Below are 22,204 nucleotides of genomic sequence, written 5' to 3' on the forward strand. Positions count from 1 at the left end.
TACCGGCAAGAGAAGCGGATGTAAAAATCATCCTTTTAATCGGGGAGATAACAAAATTTTGTCTCCTTACTCGTACTCGGCCATCCCTGCGAATACAAGACGGTTCGTTCCGGACGCGGCACTTTTCCCCCGGTAACGTAGAGGATAGACGAAATCGTAAAGGAGCACCACCGTATTCCAGTCGTTTTCCTCCGGGAGACCTAGCGCCTCGAATGCAGGAATGATCTGTTCATCGTACGAACATCCTTCCAGGAGATCAGCCGGCGATGAAGTTTCATCCTCAACAAGATAGGCTTCGAAAAAATCTTCGTCGAACCAGCCGATTCCGAAATCGCTGCAAAATGCCGGCAGTACGCTTTCCCCGTCTTCATCATACGTAAATTCCGTATACCGCCCAAGTTCTTCATCCCCGCTGAACCGTCCCACCCACAAGGAAACAAAACCCGGACGTTCCCCGGCAGGCTCCTTTTCTTCCACAATGTTTGTCATCAAGCCCGCCTCCTTCATGTGTATACCGTCACGTCTCAGTACATTCTTTTCTCATAGCTTTCCTTCAACCCTTTGGAAACCTCATCCGCCGTAATGTCCGGACGATTGGCATGGGCGGCGATCATTTCCGGCACGGAGGGCAGAGTCGCGGGCCAGGTTCCGCTGTCCCACAGTTCCGAGCGTTTAAACGCTTTTGCGCAGTGCAGAAAAACCTCTTCCACTTCGACTCCGATCGCCAGCTTCGGGATCTTGCCGTGCGCCTCCAGCGGAGCAAGCAGACCGGGATCTCTCGTCAGGCACGCTTTTCCGTTGATCCGCAAGGTCTCTTCCAGACCCGGTATAATAAAAACAAGTCCGATATGAGGGTTTTCCAGGACATTGCGGTATGTATTCATCCGCCGGTTGCCCGGTCTTTCCGGTATAACCAGATGATGATCGTCCAGCACTTTGACGAATCCGGGCGCGTCGCCTCTGGGCGAAACGTCGCAATTGCCCCGGAGATCGGCCGTTGCGGCAAACAGGATGGGCGACAGTCCGATAAACTCCCGGCAGTGCCGCTCCATACAGGTGATTTTCATCGCTTCCACGATTTTGTTCGGGTACCCGAGCATCTCCCGCAATTCCGCTTCGGCTTCGATACGCTCTTTAAAAAAGTCCATTCTCCCGCCTCCTGCAACTGGAACATTTTTACTTTGTTTTCTATTATAGCGGAAGTTGCCGGCAGCTTGCATCTTTTCAGGTGTAACGATGCCGGCGTTACTCTTCGCATTTGCCCCGTTTCGGATCAATCTATAGTCCAAGGTAAGGAAGATCATCCGAGTTTATTGCAGATGCCGCTTGCACAAAAAAGCCGGCAACCCGCCTAGGCGGATTCCGGCCGTGCATGTTAAGAGGCCCTCTTATTGTGAGCCCGGTTTACCCCGCATGTAAGACGGCGGATGGACCGTTTCGATAAGCAGCAGCCCGTCAAATTGATCGCGTGGAATAAAGCTTTCCTGCATCAATCCCCAATCGAGGGAAAGGCGGGGTTCGAACATCCAGGACGTTCCCGATTTGTCTTTGCGGTATTTAAGGTCGACAAACGTATAGGGATGTCCATGCTGTTTCAAAATGTCTTCGAGCGAGCCCCGTTCCGGCTTAACGATAGGATAGCTCTGCCCCATATTGTTGGCGGCTTCACCTCCATACGTATACAGGCCGATCACGTAGCTCTGTTTTTTTAAACGGGCCGGCATGCTCTCGCCCATAAGACTCAGACCCGAGTAGGCGGAGTTTAAAACCGCCGAGTTTTTCTTACGGATATGTACGTTGTGTCCCCAGACGATGATTTTCTTGTCGGGGTAAATTTGGTCGGCAAGCCATGTGAGATTGCCCGCCATCATCTCGTCACGCATCCGCACGGTTTCCTGGAAAGGGGCAATATCGTTCTTCTTGAGCGCAAGGTTGCTTCGGATATTCGCCTCGGTATACGTATTGATGACCTCGATGCGGTTATCCAGAACGCGCAGCGTCATTTCGACCAAGTGCGGATTGCGGGGATAGTCCGCTTTCAGCTTGCCGGCGTTCTCTTTCACAAACGTCCTCATGCTTTCATACGTTTCCAGGAGACGCGGTTTCGCCTTGGCATACCCCGCTTCGTCTTCGCTGAAGCTCCAGTCGCCGAGCTCCTGCTCCGCATCCGCGAATGCTGCCGCAAGTTTGGCGTCCCCGGTCCCGATCCAGTCACGGACGAAATCCGAGTACGGGGACTGGATTTGCATATCGAAACCGCTGAGGATCAGCGGCTTGTCCGTTGCGAGAGTCTGCTTGATATAGTCAAAAAGAGGCAGCGTCTCTTTGGACCACCATACCCCGAAAATGGCCTCTTTCATCATTTGTTCCGGGGTCGATTCAGCGCTCTTGGCAAGGGCGGCCGACGCGTTTCCGAGTCCCGATTCAAAGGCAATGACGTCGTAACCGAGCTCCTGGTGCAGATACTGTATGAGACGGACTTTCGAAGAACTGTATTCCGCCGCCCCGTGCGTGTTTTCACCGAGGTAGACCAGTCTTTTATCGATTAGGAGCGGCTTCAGAAATTCCAGATCGTTAAACCGGTCCTTCTCGATAACGCCCTTCTCGCTTGCTTCAGGCTGGATACGGTCCAGCGCGTAAGCATGACGTTGAATCCAGTCTCCCCAGTTCCGGCCGTACTGCTGAGTTGTGCTGACGGCTGGCGGCTCGCTGTCCGCAGCGGTTCCGGCGGCTGCCATTCCTGCGGCGGGAAACGCGCAGACGGCGGCGATCGTCAAGGCAATCGCCGTCCGGATTTTTTTCAGGTTCAGATGATGTGAATGCAAAAGAAATTCCCCCTAGTAAACCGGTAAGTAATAGCGTCACAACGAAGATGACCACTTTTATACTAGACCCTGTCATTTAAAAGGAGGAAGCATTCTGTTTAAATTTCGTTTAAATTTCCGGAAAACTCAGACGGATTTTCCCTGCGGCAGTCGGCTGTCTATCTGCGCTTCTTCCCTGCCCCGCTTTACCGCAAAAAGGACGACGACAAACTCCGCCAGCGTTCCGATCGACTGGGCAAAAGCCCCGATAGCTCCGTTCCAGCCCGGCGTTAACACGATCAGCAGAACAAGCGAAACGAACATTACGGTAACGTTGGCCGATTGCGAATAGACCATCGTCCGCGTTTCCCTGCGCAGCATAAGAATGCCGTTGCAGTAATCGAGCCAGGGAAATACAAGGGTGAGAATCATAAACACACGCAGCGTTTTGATCACTTCCTCCATCAGCCGGTCGCCGACGCCGATCACCTCGCTCAGAAACCACGGTCCGGCCGCCGTATAAGCGAGTAAACCGATCAGAACGGACGGAATGAAGCTGATGACCAGCACGAAACGTTTGACGCGTCCGGGGTGAATGCGGTAAAAATTCAGCACAATCTGATGAATATACGAAAAAAAGCTTTGCACGAGCTGTGTCAAATTGGAAGCGACGGCGAACGCCGCGATGGCGATAACCGCATCTCCCGCCTTGCCGAGCAGCGCGTTCAGTGACGGGCCGATCACTACCGCAATAAACGACGAGAAAAGGAGCGGCTTGTAAAACCGGAAAACATCGCCCGTCTTCTCGACGGTATGCTCGGGGTCCTTCTCCGGTATTTTATGCTTAAGCAGCGCCGTGCCTTCCCATACCGCAACGGCGCTCTCGATAATCATGCCGACGAGAAAAATAATCGCGCCCACGCTGCTTCCGGTAACTCCGTGTACCCGTATGTAATACTGCGCGACCAGATACATGCCGACGAGACGGACGACCATCCCGATCGTCAGCCAGAACGTTCTTTTGTTATAGATGATCAATCCGTGATAAAGACACCTCAGCCCCGAAAACAGGCTGACGAACATGAGAATCCTGTAAACGTTCAGAACGTTCTCAAGCTGGGCGCCGCCGATTCCGAAAACGGCGCCCATCAGCCATTTACCGGGCGGCAAATACGACAAAATCAGCCCGGCCGCCATAATGGACGCGAACACATAAAAGGCGACCCGCCGCATGGCGCGGAAAGAAACCCGGTCGCGGACAAGCGCGGAACAAGTCTGCCGGAGCAGCACGGCCGGTTTCTCCGTTATACCGAGAAGGCTCATCGCAATGGCGTAGCCCGCGATAACATGCTCGGGATCGGGCGCCCGGGCAAGCGTACTGTTAATGATCGAATGAGACATCGTGACCAGACTGGCCGCTATGCCGAGCGGTACAAAGAAGACGAGCAGCTTCCAGAAAGTAACCGCTTCACGGGCCATGGGCGCATGTTCCTCCACGCGGTCCGAGCCGCCGGAAATTCCGGCCGGTTCGGCTTTCTTGATACTTCCGGTTTCCTGGTAATCATCGGGTTCATCATCTGACATAGCGTTGCTCCTCACTCACGAAGTTTAGACTAGAGATCAAGCGCAAGGCACAAAGTTACTTCGATTGTAGCACAAATAAACGGCCTTACCCCCGATATATTTATAACTTCGTAAAAAGTGACAAGTAATTCTTATTGAAAAACAACCTCAATCCCCAATAAACACACAAAAAAACCGCAGCACCTGCGGTCTCCTAAGTTTGATGAGATTAAAGCGACCACCAGTTCCACTTGCCCAGAAGTTTCATTAAAGCCGGCACCAGAATCATGCGGATCAAAGTCGCGTCCAGTAAAATCGCCATGGCGATTCCGGTTCCCAGTTGTCTGACTCCCGCTACGTCCGCTCCCGCAAACGGAAGCGTGACGGCGATCATAATAGCGGCCGCCGAAGTAATGATCCGGCTAGTCGCGGCCAAGCCTGCCGCAACCGCGTAATCGTTGTCCCGTGTCTGTCCGTAAAGCTCGGCGATGCGCGCGACAAGGAACACGCCGTAATCCATGCTGATGCCGAACACCAGGCCAAAGATGAAAACGGGAATCATGATCGCGATAGTACCGCCCCCTGCCGCTCCCTCCTGAAAAATCCAGGTCAACAGGCCGAATGAAGCGCTAATGCTCAGAACATTCATCAGGAGCGTTTTAAGCGGAATGAATACGGACCGGAACGCTCCGTACAGCAGGATGAAATTCGTAAGGATGACAAACAGCGCCACTTTATACAGGTTTGTAAAAATAGCGTCATACACTTCCTGACGATACTTGGCCTCCCCGCCGATCCGAAATGGAATCCGTTCCTGGTTTCCTGCCGCCTCCCATTTGCGCAGCCACTGCCTCGTTTCTTCCGAATCGGAGCCCGTGCGGAGATAAACGTCCATAACCAGCTGATTTCCGTGAAAATAAAAGGGAAACACGGCGGCTTCGTGACGGATACCCGGCTTTTCGTGAAGCACAGCGAGCTGTTCGCCGTTCATGTCCAGTCTGGAAAAAACCGAGTCCACCCGGACCACTTGCGGATCTCCTTGAAGCTGCAGAAACTTCCCGTAAGCATACGGCCAGTCAAAACTTCGTCCGCTGCCGGGGTTTGCATCCGGTACTCCGAGAAGAAGGGTGGCATCCGGGGAAGGAAAACGCACGGCCAGCCGTTCGGCAGCGGCGCGCGATTCCGTGCTTTCGGGAAGCGATGCCGCATCCGGAACCGCAATCTTCATCCGTCCCGCCGGCAGGATGCATAGGACAACAAGCAGGATGGCGAACACCGCCATCCGCATGGGCCTTTTCATAACAGCCTCGGACAGGCGGTGCCAGAAACGGCTGCCGGTTCGTTCCGGCGGGGCGGAGTTCTCCGCTTCGATTCTCCTTCTCAGTATGGACAATACCGCAGGCAGCAGCGTGAATGACAGGAGCACGGAGACAAGCAGCACGGTAAGAGCGGCCCAGGCCACCGAAGCGAACATCGGCAGAGGAATGAACAGAATGCCGAGCAGACCAAGCGCCACACAGCCGGCCGAATACAAGACCGCTCTTCCCGAGGTCCGCATCGTCACCCGAAGCGCCTGTTCGGCCCTGCCGCAGCTCAGTTCTTCCCGGAACCGGCTTACCAGCATGAGGGAAAAATCGATACAAAGCGCCAGTCCCACCATCGGAATGACATTGAGAACGAAATTGGACAATTCCGTCCGCATTCCGATTCCGTAGACGATTCCCATCGAGACGACCGCGGCAACCGATCCGAGTACGACCGGAATCATAGCGGTCGCCGCTCCGCCGAACGCTATCCACAGGATAAGAAACGCGGCCGGAAGTCCGATCAGTTCCGCTTTTCTCATATCCGTTTCGCTCGCCGCATTCACATCCGCCTGAACGACCGGCTTCCCGGTGAGCATCCACGTGAAGCCCGACTGAACAGGCAGGCGTGCCCGCAGCTCGGCCAGCACCGCTCGTTCGTCCCGGCCAGTAAAGCGTAAGTCCAGCAGCGCGTAGGCTTTGCCGGAACGCAGCATGTCCCCGTTATCGAGGGGTGAAACGATCCTCTCCAGTCCGGGCAAGCCCTCGGCATTCCGCAGAGCGGACCGGATATAAGCTCTAAACTCCGCCTTGGAACCGGGCTTGTTCTGTTCAAACCAGATCACGACCGGCTCCGCCGGCCGGTTAAAGCCCTCATCCAGCCGCTGCCGGACTGTTCCGGACGAGCCGCCGGGGTCGAGACCGTGTCCTCCAAGCACGGATGGAAGACGAAGGGCACCCTCTCCGAAAATAACGAGGCACACCGTCCAGCAGATGAGAATGATTTTCGGATAACGGAAAGAGAGGACAGCCAGTCTGTACAAGCCCATGCCCTCCCCTCTTTTCCGAATAGGTAACGTAATTCAGCTTTCTCCTTCGGGCTTCAGCCGCGTGGCCTTCAATAATCCTGAGGCCATGCCCGGCGAAAGCTGCGCAAGACGCAGCAGCAAGCGGACCGCGGCCGGACTGCCGAGGGACGATTGCAGCAGCCGTCCCCACCGCAGCGGCCCCCCGAACGTCCGCTCAACGGCGCGGACGTACTGCTCTTCCCACCCGGCAAGGCTAAGCTCCCCCCGCAGATACCCGTCTGCCAGGGGAGCGCACAGCCGCGCCGAGCGGAGGGCCATGGACATGCCGTCCCCGCACAGCGGGGGAATCATCACCGATGAATCCCCCAAGCGCGGCACCATGTCCCAAGGGTTGAGGCGCCGGTTCAGCATCACCGGCGCGACCGCTGCCTGTGCACCGGGCACAGGCAGCCCCCGCTTCAGCTTCGAAAGAAGCGGGGGGCACCGCCGAGCGGCAGCTTCGAGCAGAGCGGGCACGCTCTTGCCCGCGCCGCGGAACGCATCCCGCGACAGCAGCGCGGACGCGTTCACGAGGCCGTCTTCGACGGGGCACAGCCCCAGGTAGCCGCCCGGGAAGAGATACAGCTCGACGACCGGCTCCATCTCGATGCCCCTGTAGTGGGATTTGACGCCCATATAATCGGGGGCGCGGCGGTTCCACGGGTACAAGGCGCTTGGGCCGCGATCCGCCGGTGCGGAGGGGTTTGCCGGGTTACCAAGGGGTGTCCGGCCCGGAAAACCGGTTATGACAGCCTGCCCGTTAGCACCCCAGGCGGCAATAACCGTGCGGGCCCGGATGACCTCAAGGTCGTCCCCGCTCTTCACTCTCACCTCAAAATTCTCGTCCGGGAACCTCTCAACCGAGAGAACGGCCGAAGATGTCCGCACCCGGGCTCCTGCCTCCGCGGCGGCTTCATGCAGCGCTCCGTCAAGACGGAAGCGGCTGAGTCCCATCGCGGTTCCCGGCAGCGGGATATCGACATGTCCGCCTTCCGCGGAAATCAGCCGCACCCGCTCTACCGCGGCGGGACGAAGGGCCGACACGCGGTCCGTCAGTCCGGCCGCATCCAGCATCTGCCGGACTTCCGGCGACAGAAACTCCCCGCACACCTTATGGCGGGGAAAGCGGTGCCGGTCCACGAGCAGCGTCCGCCATCCTTTTTCCGCCAGGCTTTTAGCGATAAGGCTTCCGGCCAAACCTCCTCCCAGAACGGCAGCATCCGTCTCGGTTACAGTCACGGGTTCGGCTCCGGGTCCGCTCCCCGCCGGGGCTGCCGGAGGATTACGACCGCATAGCGGAACAGCGGTCTCCACGAAACGTGATAGCCAGGCATCTTCAGGACTGTTCCAAGCTCGGACCAGTCCTTCCGCGAGAAGCCCTTGGCGACCGACAGCGGTCCGTCATGCCGGATGTACCGGTTCCCCGACAAGATGCGGGAAGCCAGCCAGACGGCGGACCAGGCAAGCCAGTGACGGTGAATATCGTTAACCGCGATGCCGAAGCGGGAAGCCCGGAGCATCGTTCTCACGACGTCCGGGAGATCTTCCGGGGAGAAGTGGTGGAGAAACTGGGCGGCGGTCACAATATCGGCGCCCCCTTCGGGAAGCTCGGACAAATCCGCCCGGCGGATATCCACTCTCGGTTCGCCGCGGAACAAATGCCGTGCCTCCTCGCACGCTTCCTCCGTAATATCGCATAGGGTAATCTTGATGCTTACTTTGCGTTCATCCGCCCAGCGGAGCACATGACGGTTTATGTCGCCGGAGCCGGAACCGACGTCAAGCACGGTCAAGTGCCCAGGTTTTCCGGCGGCCGCCCACAATCTCTCGATCCCGTACAAGGTCGGACCCGGGGCCGCGAAAAGACGGTTAAGTCTGCGAAGATGCCGCAAAGCTTCCCGGAGTTCGGCTCCGCCGCGTGTAAAATCGTCCATAAGCTCCGCTTCGGGCGAACGGCTGCTCAGACGGTCAAACGGCGGCATGCGCTGTTTCCTCCTCCGCGGCGCCTACCGGTATGTAGGTGAATCGGATAAGCTCCGCCGTAATTCCGGGACCGAAAGCCAGAGCGATTCCGTCGGCGGCACCCGCTCCCGCTGTCCTAAGCTCCTCGCGCATCTGCTGCAGGACGAAAAAAATCGTCGCGGAAGAAAGATTACCGAAATCCCGCAGCACTTGTCTGCTGGGCGCAGTCTGTTCTTCGGTCAGGCCGTATACCTGCTGGACCGCATCCACGATTCCCTTGCCTCCGGGATGGATCGCCCACAGCTCGGGGAGGCGTTCCCCGCCAATCAGTTTGCCGACTTCCGGCGGAATGCGGTTCGTGATCAGCCTCGGTATATGGGGCGACAAGTACAAGTCGAAACCGAAGTTGCCCACTTCCCAGGTCATCTCCTCCGCAGCTTCCGGAATCAGAACGGAGCGGTGGTCACCGAGCCCGAATATTCCCTGCCGCGATTGTCCCGTACGGCCGATTACACAGGCGGAGGACCCGTCTCCGAAAAATGATGCTCCGAAAAGAGCTTCTTTGCTGCCCGAAGGCTGTATATGCAGCGTGCACAGTTCGACGCTTACGATCAGCACGTTCGCCTGTGGAGCGGCATCCGCAATTTCGCGGGCCAGGCATACGGCACGCAGGCCGGCCGCGCATCCGATAAATTGGAGCGGGATGCGGGAGACTTCTGCGGATAAGCCCAGTTCATTCACGAGCGAGGCATCCAGCCCCGGCAGGAACTGCCCCGTGCAGCTTACGGTGATCAAATGCGTGATATCCGAAGCGCGGAGGCCGCTGTCTGCCAGAGCTTGTCCGGCCGCTTGACGGGCCAGCGGCACCGATTCTCTTTTATAAATCTCCATCCGTTCGGCAGTCGACGGGATAAGACCCGGCACCGCATCGGGCAAATAGCGGCAGGAAGAGACCGGCTCCAGAAGGCCCGGTTCGCAGGTGTACCGGGTTTGTACGCCGCACTGCCTGAACAGCCTCTTGGCCCAGCGGGCGGAATCGGGATAACGCTCCAATGCCTGAGCCAAGCGGAGAACTACTTCCGATTGTTCCAGCGGGTAGGCCGGGACTGCCGTGCCTAGTCCAAGAATCGCGGTTGCGGGAGTCGTCTGGTTCTGGTTCATCTACAGGTTCATCTCCTCGTCTATGAATAAGCCTGTTCGGCCGAAAACAGCAATACGGCAGGCCGGCCCCACATTCTACCGGCCCCTCTGTTTATTTGTATTCACAGCGGAAGAAGCTTAGTACAGGCACTACGTTCAGCCAGGATACACGGCTGCGCCGCTGCCTGTGAGCAGCATGCGGGCCGCCAACCGGCATGTGACGCAAGCGCTTCGCCCTCAAAGCCCTGTATGTTGTCATGGGAATAGTGCCCCGTTGCGGACGGAAATTCGACCGCTTTTACATGGCCGCATATCCGAAAAGGCTGTGCAGCCCTCTGCCTCTCGTCCCGGCCGCCTTTTTGCGCCAAATAAAAAAAGCCGCATAAATGATATGATCCCCTTTAAGTAGACACAGTGTAAAAAGCACACTAAAGTCTAACTTGGAGGGGATTTTTTTATGGGACAAATACGAAAGACCTACGATATAGATTTTAAACGCCGGGCCGTCATCATGTTCCTGGAAGAGGGACTTGGCTATAAAACAATAGCCAAGAAACTTGGTATTAACGACAGAATGGTGAGAAGATGGGTCGCTCACTACGAGCAAGAAGGAATGGAAGGGCTCAAAGAAAAAGAGGAACCGCGGTCGGTTCCAGAAAAGGAAGGCCTAAAAAGGCAATGTCCCAAGAGGAAGAATTGGTGCGGCTAAGAGCAGAAAATGCGCTGCTAAAAAAGCTATGGGAACTGCAAAGGGGGCAAGAGAAAAGCGGCGTCAAACCTACCAAGCTATCGAAGCGCTAGCTGTCGATTATCCGGTCGTCCTGCTATGTGAGCTGGCAGGCGTTGTCCGGAGTAGCTACTACAAGTGGAGAACCGCAAAACGGAAGCCTTCACCCAAACGTACAGAAGAGCACACAATGAAGGAAAAAATCTTGGAGTGTCACACACGGCTCAAAGGAATCTACGGGTATCGCCGGATTCGGGTATGGCTGAAAAAAACCTACGGACTAAACGTCAATCACAAACGTGTGTACCGGCTGATGAATGAGTTAGGGATTCGTTCACGGATCAGACGCAGAAAACCGTATTTTGGTCGTCGGGAGGCCACGGTCGTATCCGCCAATGTACTGAACCGGGCGTTCGGGGCGACAGCGCCGAATACGAAATGGGCTACGGATGTGACCTACCTGCCGATCGGCTCTCGTTTTCTATACTTGTCGGTCATTTATGACTTGTACAACAACGAAGTCGTTTCCTTCCGAATTGGGCGCCACAACAACCTAAAGCTTGTGCTGGAAACGGTAGAAGCAGCCGTACACAAACGCCGCGTAACGAATCTGCTGCTTCACAGCGACCAGGGCTTTCAATATACCCATAAGCAGTACCATGCCCTGTTGAAGCGCAAGAAGATGAAAGCAAGCATGTCGCGTAAAGGAAACTGCTGGGATAACGCCTGTATCGAGAGCTTTTTTGGGCACTTCAAGTCGGAATGTCTTCGGCTCCACACTTTTTCGAACGAAGGCCAGCTGGTAAAAGCTGTAGAACAGTACATCCATTTTTACAACCACGAACGTTTTCAAGGAAAACTAAACAACCTTAGTCCGATAGAATACCGAACTAAGGTTGCTTAAGGACGCTTTTTTAAGGCTGTCTACTTGACGGGGGTAACTTCAAAAGCGCGGCTTGCATACTTATGAATTTTTACCGAAAAAATAGCCGGTCAGCTTCAGATATTCCGTAAAAGTAACCATCAGACTTTTATTGTTGCCCCACCATTTCAGGGGAGTAAAATTTTTGTCGGGGGCGGCCACGTAATGAAGCCGGATGCCGGAATCTTTGAAGACCCGGTCGAAAAGAAGCTTGACCCTTCTCATATGAAAGTCCGAAGAAACGACGGTTACGGATTTAAACCCGTGCTCCCCGATGACTTTTTTGGAAAAAACGGCATTTTCATAGGTGCTGTCCGCCCGGTCTTCCAGGACGATCGCTTGTTCGGGGACGCCGAGTTCCATGGCGTGATCTTTCATGAGACCGGCCATTTTGCTGTTTCGATACACTTCACCCCCCGAAAACATTAGAAAAGGGGCGACTCCGTTTTTGTACAGCTCGGCTCCTTTCTCGGTCCTATCCCCCCTGTCTCCCGAAAGAACGAGAATCACATCGGATTTAACCGGCTCTTCCGTATAGACGAGGAAAGTTCCCGCGTTTTTCAACGCGATCATCAGGACAATGAACAGTCCGAAAGCAAGTATGAGCTTGATTTGTTTTTTCGTCAAAAAGCCTCACTCCATTTACCGGGTTCCTGCCCCCTATCTTACCACAGATGAACGCCGGATTTCTTCCGTGTCTCGTGAACGCGTACAGCGTAAAGCTTTCATTCCGTTCCGTGTTCTTCTCCGATGAACCGGTTAGCGGCGGCACCTTGGCCGACGATAAAGAGCAGAACGGCGATTGCGGCAAGCAGGAGCAGCGGAGTCGTCCACCCGCCAGTCGTGTCGTGCAGAAAACCGAACAAAATCGGGCCGGCGGCGGCCAGCAGGTACCCGAACGACTGGGCCATACCGGACAGCTCGGCGGACTGCTGGGCGCTTCGCGTGCGCAGACTGAAGAACATCATCGCCAGACTGAACGCGCAGCCTCCGGCTATCCCCGTCAAGATAATCCACAGCGGCACAAGAGCCGTGCTTCCCAGCAGCAGTCCGAGAATGCCGGCCAGGAACAGCGCGGACGTAAGGGTGACCAGGAAGCGCTGATTAGCCATTTTCGCCGCCAGTACGGGTACCACAAACGAAATGGGCAGAAGCGCGAGCTGCATGAGGGAAAGCATCCATCCCGCGTACCCCGCGGACAATCCTCTTGTATTCAGGACTGCCGGAAGCCAGGCGATGAATGCGTAGAAAAACGTCGACTGGAGTCCCATGAACAGGGTGACTTTCCAGGCTAGCGGCGATTTCCATACGGAAATGTTTGTATCGCCGGAATTATTCGCCGAAATGGCGGATACTCGGGCCACCCGGCGCGCTTTGCGGACGCCTGTCACCTGCGGCACCCAAAACAGCAGAGCCAGCATACTCAGCGCGGCCCAGATTCCCAGCGAGCCTTTCCAGCCGAGCTCCAGGCTGCTTGCCGCCGGTACGCTGACGCCCGATGCCGCCGCTCCGGTCAAATTCATTGACACGGAATATACGCCGGTCATCAGACCGATCCGGGCAGGGAAATCCCGTTTGATCAGACTGGGAAGCAGCACGTTGCACAAGGCAATGGCTACTCCTAACAGGGCGGTTCCCAGAAAAAGCGTTCCCGCTCCCGATGCCGACCGGAGTAAAATTCCGGCGGTCAGCACGGTTGCGGCGACAAGCAAAACCGTTTCGATCCCGTACTTCTTAGCCCATTTCGGAGCGAAAGGAGAAATAACGGCAAACATGAGAAGAGGCAGCGTCGTCAACATGCCCGCCAGCGTATTGGAGATGCCGAGCTCTCCCTTAATGGTGCCGATCAAAGGACCGACGGATGTAAGAGGAGCTCTCAGTACGGCTCCGATAAATAAAATGCCGACAATCAGCAGCCAGCCGGCCGTTCTCGCCGCAGCTTGATCCTGCCCCGCAAGCGGCAGGTCTTCGGATGGTGTCATATTTCTAGTGTTCATGAAAGTTCCTCCAAGCGTTTCAAATCGTTTCTCGAATGCGAGATATATTCGTGCACCGCCTCCGCGGCTTCTTCCACATCCTGCCGGATAATGGCGTCGATCATTCTGGCATGACTGCGGTGATGAAGATCGATTTCCGTGAATTCCGTGACAACCTCCGTCAAACTTCGTACGGAAAGATCCACCGCTTCGGTCATGTGAGCGTACAGTTCGCTGAACAGCTCGTTATGCGCCGCCGTGACGACCGCCTGGTGAAGCCGGATATCCGCGCCCGAATAGGCCGCCATGTCTCCGGCTTGCGCAGCCGCCGTGCACGCGTCCAGATGAAGCTTCAGGGAAGCGACGTCTTCGTCCGTCCTGCGCTCCGCCGCAAGTCTTGCCGCTTCGCGCTCCAGCGCCTGCCGCACTTCCAGCGTCTCGATCAGCGTGGACTGGCGGACCCGTTTCTGCAGAACGACGCCAAGGACACTGGACGAGCACACATACGTGCCGTCCCCCTGCTTCGTCTGCAGCAGCCCCGCATGAACCATCGCCCGCACGGCTTCGCGGATCGTATTGCGGCTGACGCCCAGCGTCTCCGACAGCTCCGGCTCCGGAGGGATGCGCGTACCTACCGGCCACCGGCCGGATTCGATTAAAGTCTGAAGCTGATCGGCAACCTGCTCCACCAGCGTTAATTTTTTCGGTTTTTCCAGCATCTTTCTCTAAACCTCCAAACATAGGATGATTGGTCTTTATTTAAAATACCACAAGGAACGTGATCTGTAAAATGTCTTGCGCAAATCGTTTCGGATACGACGAACCCTCCTGCGGCATTTCATAACGGTAGCGAATGACAGTAACACAAGAATGCACCGCATGTCGGTTTCATCTCGGTTTCATCTCGGTTTTCATGTCAGTTTCCATGTCTGTTTCTATGTCTGTTTCTATGTCTGTTTCTATGTCAGTTCATGACAGTTTCATGCAAGTTCATGCCGTTTCATTCCGATTTCATACCGGTAGCACATGATGACAGTCCAGTCACGGGTGTGTTCCTGTTCGGAGTCTAGCCGCCCGGCAAGTCGGTCCTGTCCGCTTATCGGGCACTTTCATCCGCCGACAAAAAAAGGATTGTCCCATGTAGAGACAATCCTTGATTCGTCGCGCCTTCGCAGCTTGCTTTCCGCATCCGCGAAGCTCACTGCACGCGCTGCTCTGCAGCGCGGGAGCGATGGCCAACCGGCGTCTTCCGGCGGACGGACAAGCTGTTTTTTTGCAAACGCCGTTCATATCGGTATTCGGTGTCACAATCACAAAATAGGCGCTTCGCTCAGGTCAGGAAGAAAGCTCTCTGCCCTTGGTCTCGTCTCCCCAAAACAGCACGGCGAGCGCGCCGATCAGGATCATGACAAAAAAGAGGATGAAAATCGCCTGAATGCCGATGCCCCAGCCGACAAGCACTCCGACCAGCAGCGGCGCGACAATACCGCCTATGCGGCCGAACGAGGCGGCGAGTCCCGCTCCCGTCGAGCGGATCGCGGTCGGATACAGCTCCGGCGTATAGGCATACAGGCCGCCCCAGGCTCCGAGGTTGAAGAAGGACAAACACATGCCCGCCGCGATCAGCATGCCTTCCGTGGAAACTCCACCGAACCATATGGCGCTGAAAGCGGTCAGCACCAGGTAGGTGACGAGAACGAATTTACGGCCGAATTTCTCGATAAAATAGGCGGCCGTAAAATAACCCGGAAGCTGGGCGAGCGTCATGATGAGCACATACTGAAAGCTTTTTACGAGCGTAAAGCCTTTCATCACCATAACCGTAGGAAGCCACAGGAACATGCCGTAATACGAGAATACGACCGTAAACCACAAGACCCACAGCATAACGGTCGACCGCCGGTAATCGCGGGACCAGACGGATTTCACCTTCGCCGTAAACGAAGATTCGCCCGACCGTTCTTTCCGGAACCGCGGAGGATCTTCAATCGCCCGCCTCAAATAGAGCGCATAGAGCGCAGGCACGGCTCCGATAACGAAGGCGGACTGCCAGCCGTACTTCGGGATGACGAAGTAAGCGATGAGCGCCGCCAGAATCCAGCCCCCCGCCCAGAAGCTTTCGAGCAGCACGACGGCTCTTCCCCTGTCCTGTACGGGCATGCTCTCCGATACGAGCGTGGATGCGACGGGGAGCTCTCCGCCAAGTCCGACACCCGCGATAAACCGCAGGATGCAGAGGACGGTAAAGCTCGCGGCCAGAGCCGACAAGCCGCTGGCGGCCGAAAAAATGAGCAGGGTCCAGACCAGGACGGATTTGCGGCCGTAACGGTCTGCCAAATACCCGGCGATCGCCGCCCCGAAAGCCATCCCGACCGAGTTAATGCTGGTCAGAATGCCGACCTGTCCCGCACTGAGCTTCCAGTGAACCGTTAAAGCCGCGACGATAAATGAAATAATGCCGACATCCATGGCATCGAACAGCCAGCTTAAACCGGCGCTGAACAGCAGCTTCCGCTGTTTAGGATTTTGAAGCATCGCAATAGCGCGCATTGGGCTTCTCCCTTGTCGTTTAGTAGGTATGTTCTGCTTATTCTGTCCTGTCCAAAGGGGCGCATTCCGAGGATGCCCCTATACTTTTCCAGTTAAAAGGAGAAGCATACCGGGTAATTCCCTATTTTACCCCGATTCTGTCCAATTGGCTAACATTTCCGTTGTAAATTTAAACAGGCTCTAAACCGGGAGGAAACAGACACCATGAGTTATATAAGCGAGACGGAGAGAACTTCCGAAGAAAGGCTTCTGAAGGAGCTGGAGAAATATCCGAGGCAGAAGCTGCACAAAAAAGATGTCGAGCGCGTCACCGATATGGTCCGCGACTATCAGGGGAAGATCAAGGCGCATCTGCACGAGCAGCAGGAGAAAAAGACGAACCGCTGGGACCGTCTGGCCGATCACGTAGCTGTCCTGGCAGGAAGCTGGTGGTTTGTTACATGCTCGGCGGTCATCATTACGCTTTGGATGCTCGTCAACAGCGAAAGAAACTCGTTGTTTATTCTCAGCTTCGCCCTCTCCATCCTTTCCCTGTTTCAGTCGACACTGATTCAGAAAAGCCAGAACCGCCAGGCCGCCAAAGATAAACAGGAGCAGATGCTCGACATCGCCATCAATTATAAAGCCGAGCAGGAGAACCTGGAAATTCAGCAAAATTTAAAAGAGCTCGAAGTGAAGCTTCAGCGGATCGAGCTCCGGTTATCCGCCCGGTCCCGCGCCAAAAGCCGTCCCGGGCGGGCCGTAACCGCACGCGGGAGGCGGAAATAATTCATCAGAACAAGCTCCAGTCATAGCTTGCCGACAGCTTCTCAAGCAGGTCGACGCCTGCGACACTGTTGCCTTTGCCGTTGAGCGCGGGCCCGACAAGACCGATGCCGTACCGGCCCGGCACGAGCGTCAGAATACCGCCGGAAACGCCGCTTTTGGCCGGCAGCCCCACGCTGATCGCAAATTCTCCGGAAGCGTTATACATTCCGCAGGTGGTCATAAACGTTTTCGCGATCTGAACGTAACGCCGCGGAATGAGCGTTTGACCCGTAAGCGGGTCGTACCCGTCGAAAGCGAGAATCAAAGCCATCCGCGAAAGATCGCCGCATGTGACCCGGATCGAGCAGTGGCGGAAATACACCTGGAGAACCTCCTCGACACTTCCGTCGAGAACCTCGTTCTCTTTCAGAAAATACGCGAGCGAACGGTTCATATGCCCGGTTTCATTCTCCGACCGGTATACCGCCTCGTCGTAATCCAGGGTGCCGTTTGCCGCAAGCTCCCGGAAAAACGCCAGCACTCTCGCCGATTTCGCCTCGGGACCGGCACCTTTGATTAGCGAAGACACGGCAATCGCTCCCGCGTTGATCAGCGGATTAAACGGAATGCCGGGCTCCACAAGCTCCAGCTTCAGCATGGAGTTGAAATCGTCGCCCGTCGGCTCTTTGCCGACTTTCGAGAAGACCGCTTCTTCCCCGTTATCCATCAGTGCGAGAATCAGTGTAAACACTTTGGAAATACTCTGCATCGTAAAAGGCAGCCCGCAGTCTCCCGCGGACAAGTGCTCCCCCTGCCCGTTCAGCAGGTGAATGCCCAGTGCGGAAGCCGGAGCTTTTGCAAGTTCCGGAATGTAAGACGCCACGGTTCCCCGTGAAGTCAGCTTGCGGCTCTCCTCAATCCACAGCGGAAGCGACGTCCGGATGGTTTTGAATTCATGATCGGCTTTCAAAGCTTCCCTCCTTACTCTCCATGCCGCTTTTCTGATTGCCGCGTACTTTCCGGATTCCTTCTCCATAAGACAAGTATGACCGCCAAACGAAAAAAAGATGACAGAAACGCGGAGCGCTTCTGTCATCTTTTATTTATGTTTTCAACTGCCGCCTCTTCGGCCGCTTCGGCATACTTGCTTAGCGTAAGGTCAAAGAGCAGATCCGTCTCTCTCTGCCTGTCGCTCTCCGTCCAGATCTGCCCTTCCATAAGATCCACCAGCTTCTTGCTGATCGCCAGATCCAGGCTCGTTTCATAGACGGGAACGGAAGAAGCGTCGGCTTTGACGCCGGATCCTTCCATGAGAAATTCCAGTTTATCGGGAGTAATAAGCGGCGCTTTAACGGCGAAACGGATATGATGCGCGTCGGGATGATCCTTATCCGCCAACTGAACCGCCGTTAGTGTGAGATCGCCGGCGCGGGCGTTTTTGGAAGCATGCTCAAGCAGCTTGATCAGCACATCCCGGATCTTCACGGGATCGCCTACGACAACCGCCGGAAGTCCGGGAGCCGCGTCGAGACGGACCGCCCGCCCGCCGGCATGCCTGATTCCGTAAAGATTCACGACTTCTTCCAAGGCGGGAAGCAGCTCAAACGGCTCCGCCTCTACCGATACGCCGCCCGATTCCATTTTGCTGTAATCCAGAATGTCCGTTACGAGATTGAGCAGGGAGTTGTTGCTCGTTTCAATAATGCTCATGTAGCTCTTCTGCTCCTCAGTCAGCTCCGTATCCTGCATCAAATCCGTCATGCCCATAATGCCTGTCATCGGCGTCTTGATCTCCTGGCCGATCATGGCAAGAAGCTTGCTCTTGATCTTGGATGACTGCTCGGAAGCGGCATGCGACTCCCGAAGGATCTGCTGGGCTTCCCGCAGTTCCGTAACCGTATGCTCAAGCTCCACCACGTGGGCCAGAAAGACCGCCATCGCGCTCAGGGTTTTGAGATCCGTTTCCGAAACGGGATAAGACGGATGGTCGAGAATACAGATCGTACCGTAAAAATGCCCGTTCTTCAAAATAATCGGCAGCCCGATAAAAGAACGGCTTCCGAGCGCACGGGTGACTTCCAGATCCGCCGTAAGCGGACTAACCGCCGTGTCGGCAATAACAAGCGGCTCGCCGGTATTGCGTCCCACCAGGCTGCAGTAGCTAATGTCATACGGGAGCTCGTCGCCTTCTTTAACGAGCTGTTCCTGACGATTGAACGCCTTCAGAATCGTATTGGTCCGTCCGTCGTTGGTTGCGACAAAAATGGTGTTCACTTGAAGCAGGCCGCTGACGACCTCAATGATATGAGCGGCAGCTTCCTCTATATTATTATAAAAACCGAGCTGGTCTTGATGTTCTCCTGTCATGGCTATCACACAGCTTTCTATACTTTCAGATAAGATCTTATTAAGTGTACTATACTTCCGCCTCTTTCAGGCATAATGGTTTCGAAAAAAAAAGAGAATTTCCGGAAATCCCATCTCTATTCACGGAAATAACAACTTTTATCTGAAATTCTGCGGATTTAAAAGAAGAGCCGATACCGGATGAAGAGCCTCATACAAACAACTGCACCTTCTTCTCATAAGGAGCCTCGTATATTTTCCCTTTTATAAGCTGTTCCAGATAAGGACGGATCAGGTCAGCCTGCGTGGAACGAAAGCTTTCGCCGCCCCAGCGTTCCAGGGCCCGCTGCTGGGTCTCGACGATCGCGATGTCCTGATTCAGCGCTTTTTTCAGAAAAGGGGTAAGCACCCGCTTCTTCAGCCCGTTCGTGAACCGGCCGCGCTTCATGGTAATGACCGCGTATACATCCTGGTAAGCGTAGGAAGTCGGTCTCATCACGGCGGTAATAAGCAGCGTCAAGCCTTTGGCCGAACCGTATTCGATCTGGGCGACACCCGGCATAAAAAACCGGCCGCAGCTCCGCTGCCTGTCCCGCTCGAACAGGCGCGAGATAAGACCGGCCTGCCCGGATTCGCCGGTATATTCGATCTCGACGGCGGCGCCTTCGGCCCGGATGCGGGCGTTGACAGTCTGGCGTCCGCTGTCCGTCCGGATGAGTCCGGCGTGGACATAGTGCGTATGCGTGGCGTCCAGCAGATTTTCCGCCGCATTCAGCAGCGAACCGCGGACGGCCGTTTTCCAGACGAAGGAATAATACTCCGGATCGTTCATAAACGGTAGGGGCAGAGGCTCCGGACCGGGAGCGCCTTCCGGCTCCCCCGCGGCATTCCCTTCACCGAGCCGGCCCCATACAAAGCCGTCCCGCTCAAGCACGGCTACCGGAGTCGCGTCATGGTGCGGACCCGGCTTAAACGTGCACAGACCCGGCACCCGGGTACAGGCGCCGGTCCCGTCGAATTCCCAGCCGTGGTAAGGGCAGACCAGCTTTTCCTCTTTCAGCCATCCTCCCGACAGAGGCACGTTCCGGTGCGGGCAGCGGTCCAGCAGGGCGTGTACGCCCTCCTTCGTGCGGAACAGGACAAGCGGTACGTCAAGCACCGTCAACCCGAGCGGCTTGCGCTTCAAATCCTGCGAAGGGCAGAGCGGGAGCCAGTGGTTTTGAAGCTCCTTGTACACGGCGGATTCCTTTGCGCCGTCCGTTTTGCTACCATCGTTCCTCGTCCGATTCATAACCGGTACTTCCTCATCACGGGTACCCCAACTCCATTCAAAAGTCGACTTAATCCGAGCCATACGGCCCGCCGCCTGAGCGGCAGATGCCGGATATAGACGGCGCTGTATTCGATGGCCGGTCTTCCTCCCCGGATACGCTTGAAATGTGCGGCGCCGGAGCTTAAATGCAGCAGCTTCGATTGTTCGGCCGCCCGGGTCAGCACCAGATTCATCAGCATCCGGTAAAGCCCGTCCTTCAGCGGAAGAGAGGTGTTGTAGCCGACCAGCGGCGCCGTGATGACGCCGGCTTTTTCGAAACAGCCGATCACACCCTGCAGTATCCCCGAGCTGTCCCTCAAACCGCCGATCCGAAGCAGCCCGTGTTTATGGCAATTCGCGATATAAGCTTCCGTAAACCGCGGATTCAGCCGGGAATACTTGCGGATATACAAATCTTCGTAAAGCTCCACGATGCGCGGATAATCGGATGCTGCAATCTCTTCGTGCTCCACAATCCGCAGCGGTGAGCGCGCGAGCAGCTTTTTGTCCCATACGTTGTTCGGTTTGTGCAGATAATCCGGCTTGCGCCCGTCGAAAAAGTACACCTGCCGGCTCGGAACGAGAATCCATCCCAGCGCCGTCAGATCTTTCATCAGCTGCGGGTTCGTCACCTCATTCAGCGATCTGAAAATGACCGCATGCGACGGAAAACGCTTCAGCAGACCGCCGGTCAGCTCCCGGATATCCTCCCTCGGCAGCTCCTCATATAAATTCGTGGAAAGCAGCCAGTTATTGACGTGCACGTTCCGGTTGATCCGGGCGCTTTTCAGCAGCGGCGATAAGAGGCTAATCACTCCTCGTAATATGCCTTTGAGCAGCCCGCTCTTGAACAGCACCAGCTCTTCCAGCGCGTAGGACACGTAGGTTGAATACGGCGAACAAACATAGGAATTCCCGTACTCCGTGTCGTTCACCGTTACGGGAAGCAGCTGCTCTCCGGCCCGTGCCAGTTCGACTGTCGTCCGGACGTTGCGGATATACGCTTCGGTGCCGCCGTCGATCAGCGGCTTTGTGTAGGCCGTTGTCATCCCGTTAGCCGGGTGAGTTTTCTCCGGTCCGTATTCATTCACGGGAGTATTCCATGCTTCAGCCCCGTTCAAATCGTTATTCTCTGCCTGCCATTCTTCTGTAGATTCAGCCGGCTGTGTCATTGCGTCCCTCCCCGGCCGTTCAGATGTAACGGCTGTCTAATTCATCGTCCAGCGAGCTTCTTCCCCGGCACAGTTCCTCGAAAGAATCCGCCACCCGGACGCAGTCGTCGTAACCCAGGCTGCCCGAATGCGCGGCAAGGATAGGATATTCGCCTTTCACCGGCGCTTGTCTCATATCAAAAATATAATGGTTTCCGCAGCCGTCCATCGCAAAAGAAACGGATAAAGGCATGTATTCGGGCAGCTCGTACGCCAGGTTCATTTCCCTGAAGTCGGATGTGGAGAAAAACTGGAAATAGCGTTCTCCGTTCTGAAATTCCCCTCCGTCCGAGTAACGCAACAAATCCGCATACGCGTCCGGCAGTTCCCCCTGCGGCAAACGCCATCCGGCGGGATCGATCGGGGTGTAGGCATCGTAAAAGGGCGAATTCGCGGGAAAAGGATTTCCCTGTCTTGCGGCGATCTCTTTCGTTTCGTCTTCCGTCAGGGGAAGCTTCCAATTTTGAAGGAACATCTCCAAAATTTCCTCCGCCGCCCCCGCTCGTTTTACAAACGTTTCGTCAAAAGTATAGTTCCGCACCCGCGGCACCTCCCGCTCCGTTGTTGGTTTAC

20 protein-coding genes are annotated in these 22,204 nt (G+C 55.8%); 3 read left to right on the top strand and 17 right to left on the bottom strand.

Going from position 1 to position 22,204, the window contains the following annotated elements; translation table 11 throughout:
- Positions 1–66: 66 nt before the first annotated feature.
- The 8 genes from ABC395_RS15110 to ABC395_RS15145 all read right to left on the bottom strand — a co-directional run bounded on the left by ABC395_RS15110 (position 67) and on the right by ABC395_RS15145 (position 9,861).
- A complete protein-coding gene (locus tag ABC395_RS15110) occupies positions 67–489 on the bottom strand; it encodes an immunity 22 family protein (RefSeq protein ID WP_413004312.1) in 423 nt (140 codons plus the stop codon).
- A 35-nt stretch (positions 490–524) separates the two neighbouring features.
- On the bottom strand, positions 525–1,148 hold the full coding sequence (locus tag ABC395_RS15115) for an MSMEG_1061 family FMN-dependent PPOX-type flavoprotein (RefSeq protein ID WP_413004314.1): 624 nt from the start codon (positions 1,146–1,148) through the stop codon (positions 525–527).
- Between the two features lie 240 nt (positions 1,149–1,388).
- Positions 1,389–2,825, bottom strand: a complete 1,437-nt coding sequence (locus tag ABC395_RS15120) for an erythromycin esterase family protein (RefSeq protein ID WP_413004316.1) — start codon at positions 2,823–2,825, stop codon at positions 1,389–1,391.
- A gap of 126 nt (positions 2,826–2,951) precedes the next feature.
- A complete protein-coding gene (locus ABC395_RS15125; RefSeq protein ID WP_413004317.1) occupies positions 2,952–4,388 on the bottom strand; it encodes a multi antimicrobial extrusion protein MatE in 1,437 nt (478 codons plus the stop codon).
- A gap of 208 nt (positions 4,389–4,596) precedes the next feature.
- Positions 4,597–6,720: an MMPL family transporter gene (locus tag ABC395_RS15130; RefSeq protein ID WP_413004319.1), complete on the bottom strand. Its 2,124-nt coding sequence runs from the start codon at positions 6,718–6,720 to the stop codon at positions 4,597–4,599.
- Positions 6,721–6,753: 33 nt separating this feature from the next.
- Positions 6,754–7,977, bottom strand: coding sequence for an NAD(P)/FAD-dependent oxidoreductase (locus ABC395_RS15135; protein ID WP_413004321.1), 1,224 nt, complete (start codon positions 7,975–7,977; stop codon positions 6,754–6,756).
- Positions 7,974–8,720 (bottom strand): methyltransferase domain-containing protein, encoded by a 747-nt coding sequence (locus tag ABC395_RS15140; protein ID WP_413004323.1) that lies wholly within the window; start codon positions 8,718–8,720, stop codon positions 7,974–7,976. The genes ABC395_RS15135 and ABC395_RS15140 overlap by 4 nt, the downstream gene beginning before the upstream one ends.
- On the bottom strand, positions 8,707–9,861 hold the full coding sequence (locus ABC395_RS15145; RefSeq protein ID WP_413004325.1) for a type III polyketide synthase: 1,155 nt from the start codon (positions 9,859–9,861) through the stop codon (positions 8,707–8,709). The genes ABC395_RS15140 and ABC395_RS15145 overlap by 14 nt, the downstream gene beginning before the upstream one ends.
- Positions 9,862–10,297: 436 nt before the next feature.
- Between ABC395_RS15145 and ABC395_RS15150 the strand changes: the two genes are divergently transcribed.
- Positions 10,298–10,549, top strand: coding sequence for a helix-turn-helix domain-containing protein (locus tag ABC395_RS15150; RefSeq protein ID WP_413003227.1), 252 nt, complete (start codon positions 10,298–10,300; stop codon positions 10,547–10,549).
- A gap of 28 nt (positions 10,550–10,577) precedes the next feature.
- Positions 10,578–11,471, top strand: coding sequence for an IS3 family transposase (locus ABC395_RS15155; protein ID WP_413004326.1), 894 nt, complete (start codon positions 10,578–10,580; stop codon positions 11,469–11,471).
- Positions 11,472–11,531: 60 nt separating this feature from the next.
- Here the strand turns inward: ABC395_RS15155 and ABC395_RS15160 are convergent, their stop codons facing one another.
- From ABC395_RS15160 to ABC395_RS15175, 4 genes are all read right to left on the bottom strand, one after another.
- Positions 11,532–12,116, bottom strand: a complete 585-nt coding sequence (locus tag ABC395_RS15160; RefSeq protein WP_413004328.1) for a YdcF family protein — start codon at positions 12,114–12,116, stop codon at positions 11,532–11,534.
- Between the two features lie 98 nt (positions 12,117–12,214).
- Positions 12,215–13,486 carry a CynX/NimT family MFS transporter gene (locus tag ABC395_RS15165; protein ID WP_413004330.1) on the bottom strand — a complete coding sequence of 424 codons (1,272 nt, stop codon included), beginning with the start codon at positions 13,484–13,486 and terminating at the stop codon, positions 12,215–12,217.
- Positions 13,483–14,184, bottom strand: a complete 702-nt coding sequence (locus tag ABC395_RS15170; protein ID WP_413004332.1) for a FadR/GntR family transcriptional regulator — start codon at positions 14,182–14,184, stop codon at positions 13,483–13,485. The genes ABC395_RS15165 and ABC395_RS15170 overlap by 4 nt, the downstream gene beginning before the upstream one ends.
- A gap of 616 nt (positions 14,185–14,800) precedes the next feature.
- Positions 14,801–16,015 carry an MFS transporter gene (locus ABC395_RS15175; RefSeq protein ID WP_413004334.1) on the bottom strand — a complete coding sequence of 405 codons (1,215 nt, stop codon included), beginning with the start codon at positions 16,013–16,015 and terminating at the stop codon, positions 14,801–14,803.
- 204 nt (positions 16,016–16,219) lie between these two features.
- On the opposite strand from ABC395_RS15175, the gene ABC395_RS15180 reads away from it, so the two are divergent.
- On the top strand, positions 16,220–16,783 hold the full coding sequence (locus ABC395_RS15180) for a DUF1003 domain-containing protein (RefSeq protein ID WP_413004336.1): 564 nt from the start codon (positions 16,220–16,222) through the stop codon (positions 16,781–16,783).
- A 4-nt stretch (positions 16,784–16,787) separates the two neighbouring features.
- On the opposite strand, the gene glsA is transcribed toward ABC395_RS15180, so the two are convergent.
- The 5 genes from glsA to ABC395_RS15205 form a co-directional block, all read right to left on the bottom strand.
- A complete protein-coding gene (glsA, locus tag ABC395_RS15185; RefSeq protein ID WP_413004338.1) occupies positions 16,788–17,732 on the bottom strand; it encodes a glutaminase A in 945 nt (314 codons plus the stop codon).
- Between the two features lie 122 nt (positions 17,733–17,854).
- Positions 17,855–19,129, bottom strand: coding sequence for a sensor histidine kinase (locus tag ABC395_RS15190; RefSeq protein ID WP_413004340.1), 1,275 nt, complete (start codon positions 19,127–19,129; stop codon positions 17,855–17,857).
- Between the two features lie 190 nt (positions 19,130–19,319).
- Entirely contained in the window at positions 19,320–20,399 is a 1,080-nt protein-coding gene (locus ABC395_RS15195) for a Rieske 2Fe-2S domain-containing protein (protein WP_413004341.1), read from the bottom strand.
- The gene (locus tag ABC395_RS15200; RefSeq protein ID WP_413004343.1) at positions 20,396–21,592 is read right to left on the bottom strand and encodes a GNAT family N-acetyltransferase; all 1,197 of its coding nucleotides are present in this window, start codon (positions 21,590–21,592) and stop codon (positions 20,396–20,398) included. The genes ABC395_RS15195 and ABC395_RS15200 overlap by 4 nt, the downstream gene beginning before the upstream one ends.
- Before the next feature lie 19 nt (positions 21,593–21,611).
- Entirely contained in the window at positions 21,612–22,172 is a 561-nt protein-coding gene (locus tag ABC395_RS15205; protein WP_413004344.1) for an SMI1/KNR4 family protein, read from the bottom strand.
- Positions 22,173–22,204 lie beyond the last annotated feature (32 nt).

Origin of the sequence: Paenibacillus canaveralius (assembly GCF_047238265.1) — a bacterium.
Classification (GTDB): Bacteria; Bacillota; Bacilli; order Paenibacillales; family NBRC-103111; genus Paenibacillus_F.